General features: G+C 60.9%; 13 protein-coding genes. 5 read left to right on the top strand and 8 right to left on the bottom strand.

What is annotated here, in order from left to right; genetic code table 11:
* Positions 1-91 precede the first annotated feature (91 nt).
* From BWR59_RS23680 to BWR59_RS23670, 3 genes are all read right to left on the bottom strand, one after another.
* Complete coding sequence (locus BWR59_RS23680; RefSeq protein WP_081568073.1) at positions 92-1,219, bottom strand: alkene reductase; 1,128 nt, start codon at positions 1,217-1,219, stop codon at positions 92-94.
* Between the two features lie 193 nt (positions 1,220-1,412).
* Positions 1,413-2,585: an FAD binding domain-containing protein gene (locus tag BWR59_RS23675; RefSeq protein WP_081568072.1), complete on the bottom strand. Its 1,173-nt coding sequence runs from the start codon at positions 2,583-2,585 to the stop codon at positions 1,413-1,415.
* 106 nt (positions 2,586-2,691) lie between these two features.
* On the bottom strand, positions 2,692-3,591 hold the full coding sequence (locus BWR59_RS23670; protein WP_081568071.1) for a LysR family transcriptional regulator: 900 nt from the start codon (positions 3,589-3,591) through the stop codon (positions 2,692-2,694).
* A 188-nt stretch (positions 3,592-3,779) separates the two neighbouring features.
* Between BWR59_RS23670 and BWR59_RS23665 the strand changes: the two genes are divergently transcribed.
* Positions 3,780-5,012 (top strand): MFS transporter, encoded by a 1,233-nt coding sequence (locus tag BWR59_RS23665; protein WP_081568070.1) that lies wholly within the window; start codon positions 3,780-3,782, stop codon positions 5,010-5,012.
* Between the two features lie 6 nt (positions 5,013-5,018).
* Here BWR59_RS23665 and BWR59_RS23660 read toward each other — a convergent pair whose 3' ends face one another.
* The 3 genes from BWR59_RS23660 to BWR59_RS23650 form a co-directional block, all read right to left on the bottom strand.
* A complete protein-coding gene (locus BWR59_RS23660) occupies positions 5,019-6,089 on the bottom strand; it encodes an ABC transporter ATP-binding protein (protein WP_081568069.1) in 1,071 nt (356 codons plus the stop codon).
* Positions 6,086-7,594: an iron ABC transporter permease gene (locus BWR59_RS23655; RefSeq protein WP_178111247.1), complete on the bottom strand. Its 1,509-nt coding sequence runs from the start codon at positions 7,592-7,594 to the stop codon at positions 6,086-6,088. The genes BWR59_RS23660 and BWR59_RS23655 overlap by 4 nt, the downstream gene beginning before the upstream one ends.
* Before the next feature lie 104 nt (positions 7,595-7,698).
* Positions 7,699-8,706 (bottom strand): iron ABC transporter substrate-binding protein, encoded by a 1,008-nt coding sequence (locus BWR59_RS23650; RefSeq protein ID WP_081568067.1) that lies wholly within the window; start codon positions 8,704-8,706, stop codon positions 7,699-7,701.
* 299 nt (positions 8,707-9,005) lie between these two features.
* Here BWR59_RS23650 and BWR59_RS23645 point away from each other — a divergent pair, with 299 nt between their 5' ends.
* Positions 9,006-10,298, top strand: a complete 1,293-nt coding sequence (locus BWR59_RS23645; protein ID WP_081568066.1) for a HAMP domain-containing sensor histidine kinase — start codon at positions 9,006-9,008, stop codon at positions 10,296-10,298.
* On the opposite strand, the gene BWR59_RS23640 is transcribed toward BWR59_RS23645, so the two are convergent.
* Entirely contained in the window at positions 10,258-11,103 is an 846-nt protein-coding gene (locus tag BWR59_RS23640) for a phosphatase PAP2 family protein (protein WP_081568065.1), read from the bottom strand. The genes BWR59_RS23645 and BWR59_RS23640 overlap by 41 nt on opposite strands.
* A 42-nt stretch (positions 11,104-11,145) precedes the next feature.
* Complete coding sequence (locus tag BWR59_RS23635) at positions 11,146-11,829, bottom strand: histidine phosphatase family protein (protein ID WP_081568064.1); 684 nt, start codon at positions 11,827-11,829, stop codon at positions 11,146-11,148.
* A gap of 598 nt (positions 11,830-12,427) precedes the next feature.
* Here BWR59_RS23635 and BWR59_RS23630 point away from each other — a divergent pair.
* The 3 genes from BWR59_RS23630 to BWR59_RS23620 all read left to right on the top strand — a co-directional run bounded on the left by BWR59_RS23630 (position 12,428) and on the right by BWR59_RS23620 (position 16,584).
* A complete protein-coding gene (locus tag BWR59_RS23630) occupies positions 12,428-13,966 on the top strand; it encodes a glycosyltransferase family 39 protein (protein WP_081568063.1) in 1,539 nt (512 codons plus the stop codon).
* 207 nt (positions 13,967-14,173) lie between these two features.
* Complete coding sequence (locus BWR59_RS23625) at positions 14,174-15,115, top strand: LysR family transcriptional regulator (RefSeq protein ID WP_081568062.1); 942 nt, start codon at positions 14,174-14,176, stop codon at positions 15,113-15,115.
* An 833-nt stretch (positions 15,116-15,948) separates the two neighbouring features.
* Positions 15,949-16,584, top strand: coding sequence for a response regulator (locus BWR59_RS23620; RefSeq protein WP_081568397.1), 636 nt, complete (start codon positions 15,949-15,951; stop codon positions 16,582-16,584).
* Positions 16,585-16,642: the final 58 nt, after the last annotated feature.

Here is a 16,642-nt window from a genome sequence, read left to right as displayed (position 1 = left end):
GCCCTGAAGCAGCACGGCTTGCCGACGTTGAAGTGATTGATGTCACCAGCGCTGACAAGCCGTGCCGCTGCAGTTGTGTAGCCGGCTCGCGTCAAACCCAGGCCTTGGCAGCACTCCCCAACGCCGGGTAGTCGATGTAACCCCGCTCATTCCCACCAAAAAAGCTGCTGGCGTCGGCGGCATTCAGCCGATGATTGCCAAGAAAGCGCGCGGGCAGGTCGGGGTTGGCGATGAATGGCCGACCAAACGCGATGACGTCGGCGCGGCCCTCTTGCAGGGCCTGCTCGGCGCTCTGTTGGTCATAACCGCCCGCGAGCATCAATACGCCTTTGAAGTCGCCACGCAGGCGCTCGATGATCGCGTCCCAGCGCGGGTCGAACTGTTCGTCGCGCACGGTGCCGACCATGGCGGGTTCCACCAAGTGCAGATAGGCCAGGTTCATTGCATCGAGCTGGCGAACGATGTAGCTGAAGGTTTCTTCAGGCGTCTCATCGCCCATCCCCATGAACCGACCCATCGGCGTCAGACGCACCGCCACCCGATCCGCGCCGACTTCCTCGGCCACTGCACGCGTGACTTCCAGAACCAGCCGGGCGCGTTTCTCCAGCGAGCCGCCGTATGCATCGTCGCGCTGGTTGCTCGCCGAGTTGATGAACTGATCCAGCAGATAACCGTTGCCCGCATGGATTTCCACGCCATCCATCCCCGCCAGCAACGCGTTACGTGCCGCGACGCGGTAGTCTTCGATGATGGCGTTGATACCTTCGACAGTCAGTGCTTGCGGCACCGGGACATCGCCCCACACACCATTGCCTTGCTCATCGATGATGAACGTCTTGCCCGGAACCGGCAGTGCGCTCGGCGCCACAGGCAGAGCCCCTTCGGGCTGAAACACCGGATGAGAAACCCGGCCCACATGCCAGAGCTGCAGAAAGATCGTGCCGCCTTCGCCATGCACCGCCTCACTGACTGTTTTCCAGCCTGCGATCTGTTCGGCACTGTGAATGCCCGGCGTCCAGGCATAGCCCTGACCTTGCCGGGAAATCTGCGTCGCCTCGGTGACGATCAACGCCGCACTGGCGCGCTGACGGTAGTACTCGACGTTCATCGGCGTCGGCACGTTGCCCGGCTGCCCCGCGCGGGAGCGGGTGAGGGGGGCCATGGCTACGCGATGGTCGAGGGTCAGGTTGCCGAGTTTGATCGGAGTGAAGAGTTTCATGGTGTTTGCCTCGTGGTGCTGAAAGTGTGGGTTGATGGGCTCCACGTTAGGGGTTGTCGTTGATTGGGAGAATCGGTCGGCGGCGCAACGCTGAGTCGCGTTTTGCGCAACGACCGGCGCTTGCTCGCGGACAAAAAAAGCCCCGCATTTGCGAGGCAGACTGGTGTTTTTGATAGTCGGGAGTTGCGGCACGTCAGGCCTTGCCAGCTTTTTTGATCCCCATGATTTGATTGCCCATGGAAACGCCCCAGTCGACCATTCGTACGCCGTCGGGCACCTGGTCACGCTGCCACCGGTCCAGAGCCTGATGGATGTCAGTCTGCCCCCGTAACGCGCGGGCCAGGGTCAAGGCGTTGGTCGCAGCCTTGGCGGTGCTGCCTGCCGTGTGCGGTCTTGGAATGAAGGCTGCGTCCCCCGTGAGCAAGGCACGATCAAACACCATCTGCGGCACTTTCAGGTCCATGATCGACTGCACGAAAATCTCGTCAGTGCGACAGATCAGCTCAAGAAAACCCGGATTGATTCGACCCTTCGCCAGCGTGCGGAATACCGCCTCCTGGTCCGGTGCCATGGATCCAGGCGGTATCGAGTGAGCCCGGCGCCGGCCGAACTGATCGGTCAGGGCAGCATCGAGCTCGGGCCCTGTGGCCGCCTTGAGGTACCAGAGCCAATTGTAGCGACGCTCGCCGACACGAGTGGACCCGTCGACGCCGGGCACCATGTACGTGAGCATCAGCGAGTCCGGACTTTGCTGGAACACGAAGTTTTCGTAGAGGCACGCCCTGGCTTCGTTGGGCAGCTCCCGCTCATCCACCAACCCTCGCCAGACCAGATACCCGGAGTACGCCGGTTCCAGTTCAGGCAGCAATAACCGGCGAACGGTTGAGTTGGCGCCGTCTGCGCCGATCAACAGATCCCCGCGGGCGTGGCTGCCGTCCTCGAAGATCGCCGTGACTGCGTCGGCATCCTGCCGGATGTCGATCAACGTCGCGCCGCGGTGGTAGTGCTCGTTCGGGATTGCTGAGATCAAGGTCCGATACAGCGTGTTCCATGAAGTTTGCGTCTGCGGCATCGGCTCGCTGTGGCGAATGCGGCCCGCAGCGTCCAGAAACACCCGCTGTCTTGAACGCACACCCAGCGCCTGGGTGAGCTTGATGCCGGCGAAATCGAACGCCTCGATCACTGGCGGCTGCAGGACAATGCCGCCGCCTCGACTGTCGAGCACGGCAGGAGAGCGTTCGAACACATCGACCTGCCAACCGATCGCGCGCAGGGCAGTCGCAGCGAACAAGCCTCCCAGCGACCCGCCGACGATCAGCGCCTTGCCGGATGAAAGAGACAAGTGTTGCGGCGACGAATCGTTCATGGCGCAGTCCTCTGGGCGTGTGCAAAGGACGTCACAGTAGGGCTGCCACAAGATCGGGAGAATCAGTCACGCACGCAAAAGCGTGTTGCGCTGACTGCAAGACTGATCAGATCGCCAGGATCTCATGCATGAACCCGATAAACGCCTTCACCCGCTTCGAACCCCGGTGGTTGGGCAGGTACAGCGCCGAGATTTCGCTCTTGGCGTTGTCCGGGTACGCCGGGCTGTGTTCGAACAGTTCGATCAGGTGACCGTCGGCGATGTCCTCATCAATCAGCCAGTCCGGAAGCAAGGCGATGCCGCCGCCGGCGCGGGCCATCTCGCGCAGGACCTCGGCGTTGTTGCTCTTCAAGCGGCCGTTGACCGGCACGCGAATTTCACCGTCGATAGAGAGAAAGGTCCAGGCCTGTTGCGGGTTGCCGAAGTTGAAGCGCAGGCAGTCGTGGCTGGACAGATCGACAGGCGTGTGTGGTTCGCCGTGCTGTGCAAGGTAGGCAGGGCTGGCCACCACCCGCCGGCGAAACAAGCCCACCGGGCGGCAGACCACGCCGTCCATGGGCGCGGCGGCTCCAAGACGAATCGACAGGTCGACCCGTTCGCTGAACAGATCGACGATGCTGTCGGTCAGGGTGATGTCCAGTTCCAGCCGCGGATAACGGCTCATCAGCATGCCCAGTTTTGGCGCGATGATACGGCGGCCAAACGCGGTGGGCACCGAAATGCGCAGTGGTCCTGAGGGCTCATCGTCGCTGTCCATCACCGTGGCGTCGGCGTCGGCGACATCTTCGAGAATCTTGCGGGCTCGGGAATAGTAGGCAGCGCCAGCATCGGACACCGTGACTTGGCGGGTAGAGCGGTTGAACAGCACGGTGCCGAGTTCAGCTTCCAGCGAATCGATCATGCGCGTCACGCTGGACGTGGCGACATCCAGTTGCCGCGCCGCGGCGGAGAAGCCTTTGGCGTCGACCGTTGCCACGAACATCTTCAACGCCAACAGCTTATCCATCGTTTTTCAATCCCGTGCGTTCACCTGTGCGCGAGTGTAGGCGGTGATAACTGAGCCGCCAATGCCTGGAAGCGCTCACGATGATCAGCCGTTATTCCAGCAAGGAATCCACTGCATAAAAAACATGAATTTTATTTATGGGGCGAGGGCATCTAACGTAAGCGGATTCCGAACCAAGAGGAGCCGACATGAGCGCCCAGCCGCACCCCGCCACCCTTGAACAGCCCGCCGTCGAAGAACACTGGAAACGTAACCTCGCGGTCTGTGTGCTCGGCGCATTCACCACCATCATCGCCATGACCTTGCTGCTGCCGTTTCTGCCGCTGTACGTGGAGCACCTGGGTGTGAGCGATCCTGCCGCCATCGTGCAATGGTCCGGCGTGGCGTTCGGCGCAACGTTTCTGTCGGCGGCGTTCACTGCGCCGTTGTGGGGGCGGCTGGGGGATCGTTACGGACGCAAACTGATGCTGATTCGCGCCAGCCTGGGCATGGCGATTGCGATGTCGTTGATCGGCCTCGCAGAGAATATCTACCAATTGGTCGGCCTTCGTTTGCTGGCCGGTTTGCTGGGTGGATATGCCTCGGGGGCGACGATTCTGGTAGCAACGCAAACCCCGAAGGAACGCGCCGGCTGGGCGCTGGGCATGCTGTCGTCGGGGATCATGGCAGGCAATCTCACCGGGCCGTTGATTGGCGGGCTGTTGCCGCCGTTGATCGGCATTCGCAACACCTTCTTTCTGGCCGGTGGCGTGATTTTCCTGACCTTTCTCGCGACGCTGTTTCTGATGAAGGAAGCGCCGCGCCCGAAACGCGCGGCTGGCGCGCCGAAACCTGTCGCGGTGCGTCCGTGGGATGTGATTCCCGACAAGAAACCGGTCATTACCATGTTCGTGGTGGCGTGCCTGGTGATGTTTTCGATCATGTCCATCGAACCGATCATCACCGTTTACCTGATACAGCTGGGCACCAGCAACGTGACGTTCATGGCGGGTCTGGTGATGTCGGCCACGGCCCTGGCCAGCGTGTTGTCAGCCTCGCGAATCGGCAAGTTGGCGGATCGAGTCGGTCATTGGAAAGTGGTGGTGGGCTGTCTCATTGCGGCAGCCGTGCTGCTGATTCCACAGGCCTTCGTCACCAATGAGTGGCAACTGGTGGTGCTGCGGTTCCTGATGGGCATCGCATTGGGCGGGTTGCTGCCGTGCATCGCGGCGATCATTCGGCATTCGGTGCCCGACATCGTCGCCGGGCGCATGCTCGGTTATTCGACCTCCAGCCAGTACGTCGGTCAGGTACTGGGGCCGTTGACCGGCGGCTATCTCGGTGGCCATTTCGGCATGCCCATCGTGTTCATCGCCACGTGCGTGCTGATGGCGGTGTGTGCGGCGGTGATGCTGGTCATGCGCCCGGCAACGGTGCAGTAGCCGACATCAGAGGACATGGGCCTCGCCTGCGGTGGACAGCCTGACGCTGCTGCCAAGCGCGGGGACGTTGATGCCGGGATTGCGCACGTTGAGGGTGCGATGGGCGATATGTTCGCCGTTGGCGGAAACCCTGGCTGCCATCTCCAGCGTAAGGATGCAGGAGCCACCGGCAAAATCGATATCGGTGACCAGGCCGATACTGTTGTGCGCCGGGTCCTCGTGAGTCTCGTGGCGGGTGACGGTCAATTGCTCGGGTCGCAACAGGATCTGCGCCGCGCCTTGTCGGCGGGGTCTGATCACCGGCACGACTCCCAATTCGCAAATGGCGGAATCGCCTTCGATCCAGGCAGGCAAGACGATGGCCTCACCCAGGAACACAGCGGTTTCTTCATCCACCGGGTGGCGGTACACGTCCATCGGCGAGCCAGCCTGAACCAGTTTGCCTTGGCGCATCACCGCCAGCTGATCGGCGAATGACAGGGCTTCTGCCTGATCGTGGGTCACCAGAATCGTGGTGATCCCGGCATCTGACAACAGCTTGCTCACAGCCTTGCGCATACTGCTGCGCAAACCGGTATCCAGCGCCGAGAAGGGTTCGTCCAGCAACATGATGCCGGGGTTCTGTGCCAGCGCCCGGGCCAGCGCCACGCGTTGCTGCTGGCCGCCGGACAACTCGTGTGGCCAGCGCTCACTCATGGACGCATCGAGGGCAACCATCTCCATCAGCTCGCCGATGCGCCGGTGTTTCGCTGCGCGATCCCCCGCCAGGCCAAAACCGATGTTCGCCGCCACTGACAGGTGCGGGAACAGCGCCCCGTCCTGGGGAACGTAGCCGATGTTGCGCTGGTGTGCGGCGACCTCGCGGGTCTCATCCACCAGCGGGTTGCCGTGCATCACAATACGACCGCTGTCGGGAAACTCGAAGCCGGCGATCATTCGCAGGAGCGTGGTCTTGCCGGAGCCGGAAGGGCCGACGATGGCGGTCCGGCTGCCCACCGGGATCGACAGGCTAACGTCGTCCAGCGCAGTGAGGTGACCGAAGTATTTTTTGAGGGCGTGCAATTCAAGAGCGTTCATCGGCCTGCCGTGCGTCTGGATTGGTGATAGAGAAGGGCGGTCAGAGGCAGCGACAGCAGCACCATGATCAGTGCATAAGGCGCTGCGGCGGCGTAGTCGATTTCGCTGGTCATGGCCCAGAACCCGGTCGCAAGAGTGCGGGTGCCGCTGGGAGCGAGCAGCAAGGTGGCGGTCAGTTCGTTGGTGATCGCCAGAAACACCAACGCAGCGCCAGCCGCCGCACTGGGTGCGGCCAGACGCAAGGTGATCAGCCAGAGCGCCTGAGCAGGCGAGCGACCGAGGCTGCGGGCGATGTTCTCCAGCTCTACCGGCGCCTGAGCGATTCCCGCGCGCAGGCTGACCAGCGCCCGGGGCAGGAACATCAGCAGATAGGCCAGCAACACGGTGATCGCGGTCTGATAGATCGGCCGCGCCAGCTTGATCGTGACGGTCACCAAGGCCAACGCGACCACGATGCCAGGCAAGGAGCTGGTGATGTAATTGCAGCTTTCCAGCAACCGGTTGAAGCGTCCCGGCGAGCGGATCGACAACCAGGCAATGGGAAATGCCGCCGCCGTGATCAACACCGCGCCGACCGAGGCCAGCACCAGGGTTTGCTGAATTGCATCGAGCAAGCCTTCCTGCTGCCACACTTCACTGCCTCCAGCTATCAGCCAACGGGCCAGAGTGATGAACGGTACACCCAGCGCCAACAGGGAAATACCCAGCGGCAGCAGCAGACAGAGCAGGGTGGCCGTCGATGACAACCGCCAAATCTGTGGCTGGCGTGCGCTCCCCGAACCGACGCGTGCGTAACGCGCCTTGCCGCGGGCGGCGGATTCGACGGTCAGCAGCGCCAGGCACAGCATCGCTAGAACCCCGGCCAACATGTTCGCTGCCGGGCCATTAAAAGATGACTGAAACTGGTCGAAGATCGCCGTGGTGAATGTGTCGAAGCGAATCATCGCGAACAGCCCGTATTCGGCCAGCAGATGCAGGCCGATCAACAGCGCGCCGCCGCACATCGCTAGGCGTAGCTGTGGCATAACAATGCGCAAAAACACTGCCCACGGTTTGAGCCCGAGCGACTGGCCGACGTCCTCGATGGCCGGGTCCAGCCTGCGCATGGTCGCGGCGATGGGCAGGTAGAGAAAAGGGAAATACGCCAGCACTGACACCAGCACCGCCGCAGGCAGCCCGTGCAGCGACGGTACCAGGCTGACCCAGGCGTAGCTGTGAACGAACGCCGGTACCGCAATTGGTGCGGTGGCCAGTAACGACCACATCCGCCGCCCCGGCAAGTTGCTGCGCTCGGTGAGCCACGCCAGCGCCAGAGACAGTGCGATGCACAGCGGCAGAGTGATCAGCACCAGCATCAGCGTGTTGAGCAACAACTCCGCGACTCTTGGCCGAAACACCAACTGCACGATGCTGTCCCAGCCACTCTGAATAGCGATGAAGATAACGAAGCCCAGGGGCAGCAGAGCCAGCAGCGAAATCACCAGCGCGCTGCCGGTGATCCACAGCGCCAACTGCCGACCGTGCCTGCGCCTGCGTGAAACCTGCGCAGACGCTGCAGCGGCCCCGGCGGCGGTGTGGGCGGATCTGGAAAAAGACTCGGATTGCACGGTTACAGCAGCCCGGCCTGAGTCATCAGGTCCACGACCTTTTTGCTGTCCAGTTTCGAAGCGTCCACGGCAGGCGCATCGAGCTCGGCCAGCGGTGTCAGTTTCGGGTTGGACTCGGCGCCCTGGCCGACCGCGTATTCAAACGACTTGCCGTCCTTGAGTACCGCCTGGCCTTGCTTGCCGGTGATCCATTTGATGAACGCCTGAGCCTGTTCCTGATGCTTGCTCGACGCCAGTACGCCGCCACCGGAAATGCTCACTAAGGCGCCCGGGTCCTTGTGTTTGAAGTAGTGCAGCGAAGTATTCTTGCTGTTTTCGCCGGTCTTGGCCTGATCGACGAAGCTGTAGTAGTGGAAAATCACGCCGCTTTCGACCTGCCCGGCGTTGACCGCCTTGAGCACGGCGCTGTTACCACGGAAGGCGGTGAAGTTGGCCTTCATGCCTTTGAGCCACTCCAGCGTTGCCGCTTCACCCTTGAGCGCCAGCATGCCGCCGACGATGGCCTGGAAGTCTGCACCGGCGGGCGAGGCGGCCCAACGACCTTTCCAGCTTGGGTCAGCCAGATCGAGAATCGACTTGGGCAGCTTGTCCTGGCTGAGTTTGTCCTTGTTGTAGACGAACACGGTGGACCGCGCAGCGATGCCCACCCAGTTGCCGTGGGCGGGACGATATGGCGCGGCGACTTGCGACAGAGTCGTCGGGGCAATCGGCGCGAACAACCCGGCGCCGTCGACCAGCACCATGGATGGCGAGTTCTCGGTCAGAAACACGTCCGCTGGCGAGGCCTTGTCCTCCTGCACGATTTGATTGGCCATTTCGGTGTCATCGCCATTGCGCAGTGTGACCTTGACGCCCGTCTCCTTAGTAAAGCCCTCGACCCAGGCCTTGGTCAGACCCTCATGTTGGGCGTTGTACACGACGAGGCCGTCGGCGGCCCAGACCGTGGCGCAGGAGCTGGCCATGGCGGAGAACAGAGCGGCTCTGACGAAGGTGGGTTTGTGCAGTGTCATTGTTATGGTTCCCGAAGAGGTGTGGAAGGCGAAAGCCCGAACAGCATCGGCGTTAAACAGGGAGGGTGGGATTTCTTCCTCCAATGCGAATCATTAGCGCATGCGAGTAAGTGGCAAATTAGAAGCAGTCCTGAGAAAAATTCGTCAAAAGGCTGTTCATGCGGTGTAAATCCGTCAACAAGTTAAAAAAATCGTCCTGGACCTCACGCCGCTTTGACAAAACAATGACATGGCGTCCGGATAATCGAGCTCGGTGGCGTTCAGCCCCATGACACGCGTCTGGTTATGCACGGAACCCCATGGATATCAAACACAGCCTGAAGCAACGGATTGTGATCGTTTTTGCCCTGATGAGTACGCTGGTGGCCGGTGTCTTTGCCGTAGGCATCATTGCCACGGTGCATGTGGTGGAAAAGCGGCTCACGACCATCAGCCTGGGCGGCAATCTGCATCGCCAACTGACGCAGGATCGTATCGAGGACTGGCGTCATCGGCCGGAGAAGGATGAGTTGTTCTACGCCGACGACGGGATCGGCGACGTGGCGATGAGCGACGATCTGAAAAATCTTGAACCGGGCTTTCAAGAGTTCTTTCGCGGCAAAAAAGAGTATTACGCGATGGTCGAGACAGTGGGCGACCGTCGTTACGTGCTGCTGCGAGATCAGCGCAAGTTCGAGAAGCGTGAGCGCATTCTGTTCGGTGTGGTGCTGGTCGGTTTCATTCTGAGTGTCTTGCTGGCGATCCTGCTTGGGCGTCTGCTGGCCTCACGGGTCATGGCACCGGTGTCGCGGTTGGCGGGTCAGGTAAGGCATCGCGATCAACTGCTGGAGATGGCGCCCACGCTGGCCGACGATTACGCCCGTGACGAAGTCGGCGCGTTGGCCCGTTCCTTCGACGAGACGCTCGGGCGTCTGCGGGCGGCGCTGGGTCGGGAGAAACTCTTTACCAGTGACGTCAGTCATGAGCTGCGCACGCCGCTGATGGTGCTCGCCACATCCTGCGAACTGCTGCTGGAATACCCACGGCTGGACGAACGTTCGCGCACCCAGGTGCAGCGCATCAGCAAGGCCACCGCCGGGATGAACCAACTGGTCGAAACCTTCCTGTTACTGGCTCGCACCGAGGGCAAGAATGCGCCGCAGGGGCAGCGCGCCAGTGTTGTTCAAGTGGCCGAGGAATTGCTCGAAGTGTGGCGGGTGCCCATCGAAGAGAAGGGCATTCAATTCGTTTATGTGCCTTGCGAGGGCGCAGAAAAACTGACGTACAACGCGCCGCTGTTGCGTTCGGTGATGGGGAACCTGTTGCGCAATGCCTGGCATTACACCGATCACGGTGCTATCTGCCTGACCCTCAATCCGCACGGCTTCAGTGTGGAAGACAGCGGGATCGGCATTCCTCAAGAAAAGCAGCAGGCGATGTTCCAGCCTTTCGTGCGCGGCGATGAACAGCGCGGCGAAGGGCTGGGACTGGGGCTGTCGCTGGTCCAGCGCATTTGCGCGAACCAGGGCTGGAGCGTGACGCTGACCAGCCGTGAACCGGCGGGTTGCTGTTTTACGGTTGTGCTTGAGGCTGCGGAGCAATCGTTGGGTTGATTGGGCGCCCCTCGGCAGCCAGTTGGACTGAGGCATCCAGCCTCGTGCGGCCGTAGAACGCCATCGCCGTGAGGAACGTCGAAAACCAGACGATGATCCCGGCCCAAGGGGTGTGGGACATGAAGTGCCAACCCTGAAACACCCGAGTGGTGCCATAGATCGTCCCCAGGATCAGCGAAAACGCCAGGACCTTGCGGGCATGGCGCCAGCGGTAACGGCGGGCCACGAAGAACAACGCCATCATAGTGAAACCGCCGGACGCATGACCACCGGGCCAGCAACGACCTTTGCCGGCATCATGCAGCAGATTGAAATTCTCGAACCACTCTTTCTTCTGCTCGGTGCCCCCATAAAGAGTGGTTTCCACCGGGCAGTAGATGCTGGTGTGGCTCTTGAAGTAATGAATCGCTGCGGTAGTGATCGAGAAAGCGAAGACCACGAACAGCAGATCACGGCGATGGCGAGTGAGGAACCGCAGCGCGGGAGCAACGCGAACTTTCTCTAGCCAGGCCATCAGCTTTGCGTGTTTCTCGGCCTTGATGCGGGGCCAAAGGAATGACAGAACGGCTCCGATGATCGCCGCCTCGCCGGTCCAGTTCGGGATGATGCGAGCCCATTTGTGCGTGATGGTCTCGAACAGCTTGTTGTGCTGCAACGGGAAGGCGTGGGTGGTGGTGTTGTACATCCAGTCGCTGAGGATCACGTCCAGCCCGGTCAGGTCGAAACAGACGTACAGAGCAAGGGCCAGCAGCAACGGAATGCCGACATGGGTGAGGTAAAAGCGGTTTCTGCTGTTGTACACGATCGCGTGTTCCCCTGAGTGGCAGGAAAGGTTGAGAGAGTTGGATCAGGGGCGCCTGGCGACGACTTTTGCCCAGTCGCGCGCGTCGATAAAGCCCAGCACTCTGGTGCTGTGGTCATCGGGGTTGACCGACAGGATCAGCGAGGCGCCGTAATCCAGTGAAACCGGCGAGGGCACGTTGAGGGACTTTTCCAGCGCGCTGACGCATTCGCTGTGGGTCACCAGGATCAGGTTGTGATGGTCCTGTTTGTGCTTGAGAACGTTGTCGAGCATCGAGCCACGGCAGTTGATCAACCAGTCCTGAGCGGTGGCGGCGCGATTGAAGACGAAGCTTGAGGTCTGTTCGGTCCGGCGCAGGGGGCTGTTGTAGATGTCGGCCTGAGTCAGCCCGAGCTGGTGCAATGCCTGCCCCATGCGATCGGCGACGCGCTGGCCTTTGACAGTGATGCCGTCAGGTTGGGCCAGGCATGGGTTGGTCGAGTGGTCGCAGCGCTCGACATGGCGCATGAGAATGACCACATTGCCTTGGTCCCACAGTGAATAAAGATCGGCGCTGCGCGAATGATGGCCCTCGGCAAGATCGGTCATCGGTGCAGGTTTGAGGGCGAATGCGATCATGCTCAGAAGCAGTAACGCACCGGTTATCACGAGTGCAAGCCGCGCAGACTTTCTCAGTGCGCGATAACGTGCGCTCAATTCATCCAGAGCGTGGCTGAAGTTCGAGGTCATGATCGGCCCGTTTGCATTAAAGGAAATAAGGTCGAGCGTCTTTAAGTTGGCGCAAGCGATGTGCATGAATAAGTCTGCAGCGCATCACGCCGGGACGCCGATGAGTCTGCGCGCAGGGTAAAGGGAGGGGAGTGAACGGCCGGTGAAGCGCGTGTGAAAAGGGTTTTCACATTTCGCGGCTGCTTTGCAGGCTTGGGAGAACAGGCGCAAGATGAAGTTTCAAATGAACAACATGCAGGGCAGGATATTTTTCACGAAACTTTCAACTTGCTGTCCGCTGGCTGAAAAGAGCGAGAAGTGTAAAGGCTGACAACATTGGTGAATTCCCGGTTTCCTCGTCCTGCTGTATATAAGGCCGGGCGTTATTTTAATTAAAGAATGATGTTGGAGCGTGCCCGGTATATCCGACAGGGGCGAACGGGCTCGTATTATCCGACGACGCAGATCGACGATGGCGTCTACGCTTTCGTCAGTCGTGGCCCCCGCAGTGCGCTGACAACAGGAGTGTGTGTTGACGTCGATCGCTTCCGAGTTTTTATCAGGTGTCACTCCGGCGCGGGCCAGACGTCAGGCGTGGAGTGCCGGTGGGCTGGCGTTTATGGTGTTCATCATCGCCAGTTGGCACCTGCCGATCATCGGGTTCGACTCCCGCTTCGTGCTGTTCGCCCAGGAAATGCTGCGCCACGGCCCCGGTTTTTTCCCCACCACTTATGGCGAGCCCTATCCCGACTACTCGGGTTTCACCACGTGGCTCATCTACCTTGCATCGTTGCCTTTCGGGCAAGTGACCAGTTTCAGCGCCTGGCTGCCGACCTGTATCGCGTCAGCGGTCATGGTGGGTCTGATCTATCGGTTGCTGTCGCCTTACTCCCGACGCTGGGCCTGGCTGAGTATCGCTCTGCTGTTGCTGACCAACACCTTCATCACCGAAACCCGCGCGGTGTCGCTGGACCAGATGCTTGCCACGGTTTCCTTTGCCGTGTTCTACCTGGCGTATGCCTGCGATCATTTCGGTTCATCCCGCCGCCTATGGCTGGTGTTTGCATTGCTGGTATTGGGCTTCGCGATTCGCGGCCCCATCGGGCTGGTGGTGCCTGCGGGGGTGGCCTGCAGCTACTACCTGTTCGGCCAGCAATGGCGGCGCTTCTGGTGGTTCGGGATGGCCGCGTTGCTGTTGCTGGTGGTTTGCACGTTGACCCTCCTGTTGCTGGCGCGGGTCAGTGGCGGCGAGGCGCTGCTCGCCGAGGTGGTGCGCATGCAAGTCACCTCACGCATGGACGGCAGCGAGGGCTCGAGCCCGCTGTTCTGGTATTTCGCAAGCTCCATGGGCAATTACGCGCTGGCATACCCACTGGCGCTTGTGGTGCTGGTGATCGTTGCCCTGACTGCCCGAAGACAAACCAGTGCAGCGCTGCATTTGCTGTACCTGTGCGCGTTTGCCGGATTGGTAGTCATGGTCGGCCTGTCGATTCCCCAGGCGAAGAAGGCCCGCTATGTCCTGCCGATGCTGCCCATGGCCGCGATCATCGCGGCGTATCCGTTTCAGGTTCGAACCGGGCGTGCGTTCTGGTGGTTGCGCGGGCTGACATTGACGCTGTGCTGTTTCATACCGGGCGCATTGATGGGCGGTTTGTTGGCAGTGCGGCCAAGGTTCCCTGAAGCGCTGAGCGATATCGGGCCGGTGTTGGTGGGGCTGGGGCTGCTGCAACTGATTGCGCTGCCGCTGTTGATGCGCCCGCGCCTGAGGCTCTACGGCCTGCCAGCCTGCGCTGTTCTGGCGGTCTGGATCAGCTACATCGGTGTGTTCGAGAAAGCCGAGCGTACCTTGTACGACACTCGGCATTTTACTCAGGGCGTGCTTGAGCGGACGCTGGATGACAAGGCGCCGCTGGTGCTGCACTCCATGGGCAAGGACGCCAAGGGCATCAAGTTCATGGTCAATGTCAATCAGGACCTGCAGCCTGTATTCACCGAAACCCCTGAGCAGTTGAGCGCCGTGAAAGGGCCGGCCAATGTGGTCATGAGCAATGGCGATTTCCAGCAATTGCAGGGCACGCCGCTGGGGCAGCTGCCGGTATGGTTCAGCGGCCGTTTTGACAAGGAGGATTATGTGCTGGTGCGCGTGCCCGCCCCGTGATCGGGTACCACGCCTATACGCGGGTATAAATCGGACAAACCCATGCGCTAGCTGGCGCAACTCGGGCATAAACGACAGCGGCGCGGCGCCTCGTTACAGTAACCACATGCCGCAACACATGGCTTTGCCGCGAGCCGACGGGATTCGGTCGTAACGTTCAGGCGGCTATCCATCTCACTCACGGGACCTGTTGCCCAGGAGGTTGAAATGCTGACCCGACACGATCTGCGCCGCACGGACCTGAGCCTTCTGGTGATCTTCGAAGCCATGATGAACGAGCGCAATGTCAGTCGCGTCGGCGAGAAACTGTTCCTTGGGCAACCCGCTGTGAGCAATGCCTTGTCGCGGTTGCGCAACCTGTTTGCCGACCCCTTGTTCATTCGCAACGGGCGTTGCATGGAGCCCACCGCACGGGCCGAAGACCTGTTTCAGATTCTCACGCCATTGCTCGACACCATTGCCACCACCCTCAGCCAGACCTCTGATTTCGACCCTGCCAACAGCACCGGTACTTTTCACATCGGCCTTTCCGACGATGTCGAGTACGGCCTGCTGCCGCCGTTGCTGCGCCGCTTGCGCACCGAGGCACCGGGCGTCCGTCTGGTGATTCACCACACCGACTGCCACCGCATGCCAAGCCTGCTCGCCACCGGCGAGATTTCAGTTGGCATCAGCTATACAGGGGAGTTGCCTGCAACGTCCAAACGCAAGTTCCTGCGCATGATCAGGCCGATGGTATTACGCGCCGATTCGGCGAAAGGAGCGATGAGTCTGGATGAGTTCTGTCGCCGACCCCACGCTGCCGTAGCGTCCATGGGCACGCTGGTGGCCGATACCGACCGCGCTTTGAAACGGGTCTCACGCAGCCGTCAGGTGGTGCTCAACGTGCCGCAATTCAGCGCGCTGCCTGTGCTGCTGGCGGACAGCGATCTGGTGGCGGTGGTGCCGGATTACGTGGCTCACGCGATGGCTGCATCCTCCAGCCACTTGCGCGCGGAAGCCGTGCCACTGGACCTGAATGGCTTCGAGTTGTCGATGGTCTGGCGCGGCGTCGCCAACAACGATCCGGCAGAACGCTGGTTGCGTTCGCGTTTCAGCGAATTGCTCAGCGATAACAGCCGGCGTCCCCTGTCGGTGGTGGCGGCCTGAGCGCCTTCAACATCTCAAAGCACACTGCCAGATCGCCATCGTCCGAGTCGCGGCCCGTATTGTCACGGCCTCCGGCGTCTCCCACGGGGATTGTGGCGTGCTGCAGATCTGGGTTTGGCACAAAACCTGTGGGAGCTGCTGGAGCTGTGCGACAGCCGCGATAGCGGTGGGTCAGATGGCTCATTTGCTGACTGACACGCTGCTATCGTCCGCATCGCTGCCGTCGTGGCCTCCGGCGTCTCCCACGGTAATCCCGGAGTACACAGGACCCCTGTGGGAGCTGCTGGAGCTGTGCGACAGCCGCGATAGCGGTGCGTCAGCTGGCTCATTTGCTAACTGACAAGCCGCCATCGTCCGAATCGCGGCCCGTACCGTCGTGACCTCCGGCGTCTCCCACAAGAACCGCGTCTGGCGCTGGACTTGTGGGAGCTGCTGGAGCTGTGCGACAGCCCGGGCCGCGGTCGGACGATAGCGGTGGGTCAGTCGCAGCTGTTGTTGTCTGACACACCGCTTCGTCCGAATCGCGGCCCGTACCGTCGTGACCTCCGGCGTCTCCCACGGGGATTGGTGGCGCCACTGATCCTGCCAACCCTTGGCAGAAAATCAGGGTTTTATGTCGTGTCGCTCTGACAGCCGCGCTCATACACTCCTGAGCAGTCTTTCAGTTCGAAAAACCTCACGCGTCCAGCACAACCGGTACACGCCTCCCTGGCTGATGTCACCTGCGCCCCGCGTCGGTGTACACCCGGCTGCCAACTTCCTTTGGCGTGACCCCTTCAGGTGGGATCAGATCAATGGGCACTCTTTACACCAACAGCCAGAAGCACAATCCGATGACCAGCAAAATGGCCACCGATACTTCCTGCGTTTTTATCGTCGATGACGATCAGTTATTACGTGAATCCCTGAGCAGCCTGTTGCGCTCGATTGGGCTGCGAGTGGAACTCTTCGCCTCAGCGGCAGAGTTTCTCGGTTTCAAACGACCGGATATCAACAGCTGTCTGGTGCTGGATGTCCGGCTGCAAGGCATCAGCGGGCTCGACTTCCAGAACGAGTTGGTCAAGGCCAGGGAAACATTGCCCATCGTGTTCATGACGGGCCATGGCGACATCGCAATGACAGTCAAGGCGATGAAGGCCGGCGCCGTGGATTTTCTCGCCAAGCCGTTCCGTGATCAGGACCTGCTGGACGCCGTAGCGCAGGCGTTGAGCAAGGACGCGCAACAGCGAGAAGCGAGCAAGGGCATGGCGGCATTGCGCAGCCGCTACCAGACGCTCAGCGTGCGTGAGCAGGGCGTCATGGCATTGGCTGCGTCCGGTTTGATGAATAAACAGATCGCCAGCGAAGTGTGCCTGAGTGAAATTACCGTGAAGATTCACCGGGCCAATGTCATGCGCAAAATGAATGCTAAAACATTCGCCGAACTGGTGCGCATGGCGCAGGCGCTGAGTTTGAAACACGACAAATAAGATAACTATACGCAAGTATGATTATGTCGCCACGGGCAGGGGGTATGGTGTAGGAAGG

Source organism: Pseudomonas sp. Bc-h (assembly GCF_002080045.1).
Lineage (GTDB): Bacteria > Pseudomonadota > Gammaproteobacteria > Pseudomonadales > Pseudomonadaceae > Aquipseudomonas.
This window is presented reverse-complemented; position numbering and strand designations above follow the sequence as displayed.